Annotated in this window: 1 protein-coding gene; it reads left to right on the top strand. The window is 67.7% G+C overall.

Annotated features, from left to right (window positions below; translation table 11 throughout):
- Positions 1–323: 323 nt before the first annotated feature.
- Positions 324–1,346, top strand: coding sequence for a LacI family DNA-binding transcriptional regulator (locus tag AB0J87_RS64385; protein ID WP_363985923.1), 1,023 nt, complete (start codon positions 324–326; stop codon positions 1,344–1,346).
- The last annotated feature ends 234 nt before the right edge of the window (positions 1,347–1,580 follow it).

Below are 1,580 nucleotides of genomic sequence, written 5' to 3'. Positions count from 1 at the left end.
GGAGCTGGTGTAAGACCTCAACGAGAGTCCTCTCGGGCGGGCGACCGGCAGTGAAGCAGGAAGGCCAACCGGCGACGGTTGGAATCCCCCTCGTTCACGAGGGGGAGGAGGTCAACACGGGAACTCCGAGCATGTGTGACTGCGACGACCTTGCTGGCGACCATCCTGCCCGAACTCTGGATCCGGTGCCGTGACGGGTCGCCCGCGTTGAGTGCCGCGGGCAGGCCGGCCAGGTTGTTGGCCGGCGCGATCGCATATTAGTGATCGATCACTTTAGCGTCAACGCTAGGCTGTCCCGCAAGGAGCGAGGAAAGGGGGTCTCCTTGGGCGAGTCCGAGACGCCGCGCGTCACGATCCACGAGGTGGCCCGGCGTGCGGGCGTTTCCCACCAGACGGTTTCCCGCTACTTCCGCCACAACGAAGGCTTGAAGCCGGAGACCCGCAGGAAGATCGACCTGGTCGTCCAGGAGCTCAACTACCGGCCCAACCTGGTCGCGCGCTCCATGCGCACCCGGCGCACCAACCGGCTGGCGATCACCCTTCCCGCCTCCACCTACCTGTGGCCGGTACGCCTGCTCAGCGCCGCCTCCACGGCCGCTCACGCCGAAGGCTTCCAGCTGGAGGTCGTCAGCATGGAGGGCGACCCCCGCGCCAGGGCGGAGCGGATCCTGGAGCTCGCGGGCTCGGGGCAGGTCGAGGGCATCCTGTCCTTGACGCCCCTCGAGATCGACCCCGGGGCATCGCCGGTCCCCATCGTCGTCACGGGTGACTACGACGACAACCTCCGCAGCGTCAACGAGCTCGCGGACGCCTCTCCGATCCGCGAGATCATCGAATATCTCGCCTCGCTGGGGCACAGAGTCTTCTTCCACATCGCCGGCACGCAGACTTTCGCCTCCGCCCGCAATCGCAAACTGCTCTACGAGCAGACGATCAAGCAGCACGGGCTCACGTCGTACGGCATCGCCCTCGGGGACTGGACCCCGCAGTCCGGCTACGACGCCGTCCGGGGGCTGCCCGAAGGAAGCGGCGTGACCGCCGTCGTCGCCGCGAACGACCACGTGGCCATGGGCGCCGTACGAGGAGCGCTCTCCCGGGGTTGGCGCGTTCCCGACGACGTCAGCGTGTTCGGCTGGGACGACGAGGAACTGGGGCGCTTCGCCAGCCCGTCGCTCTCCACGGTGGCCGTCGATCGCGAGGTTCAGGGGCGGGAGGCCATGGCCAAGCTCATCGCGGAGGTCCGGGGCGAGCCGGTGCCGGAACCCCCCTCACGGTCGATCAACCGGGTGATCGTACGCGAGACCGTGGGTCCGCCACCGTACGCGTGCGAGCAGAGCGGTGTGTGATCGATAACGCATGGGCCGGCCAATAGCCGCGACGGCCACCACCCCGCCACGCTGAAACTTTCACCCTGCCTTGACATGCGCCGGGCGCCGCCCTTACACCGTTGGGTGTTATCGATAACGCACCTCATGCATCGGCTCCGCAGAGAGAGTTGCGCGATGTCCAGACGTAGACCCTTGTTGACCGCCTTAGCGGTCGTGGCGCTCGTCGTCCTGGTGGCCACAGGCGGCCCGGCG

The sequence above is a fragment of the Nonomuraea sp. NPDC049625 genome (genome assembly GCF_040675285.1).
In the GTDB taxonomy this organism is placed as follows: Bacteria; Actinomycetota; Actinomycetes; order Streptosporangiales; family Streptosporangiaceae; genus Nonomuraea; species Nonomuraea angiospora_A.
Note: the sequence above shows the minus strand (reverse complement) of the source record. Positions and strands in the feature narration are given on the sequence as shown.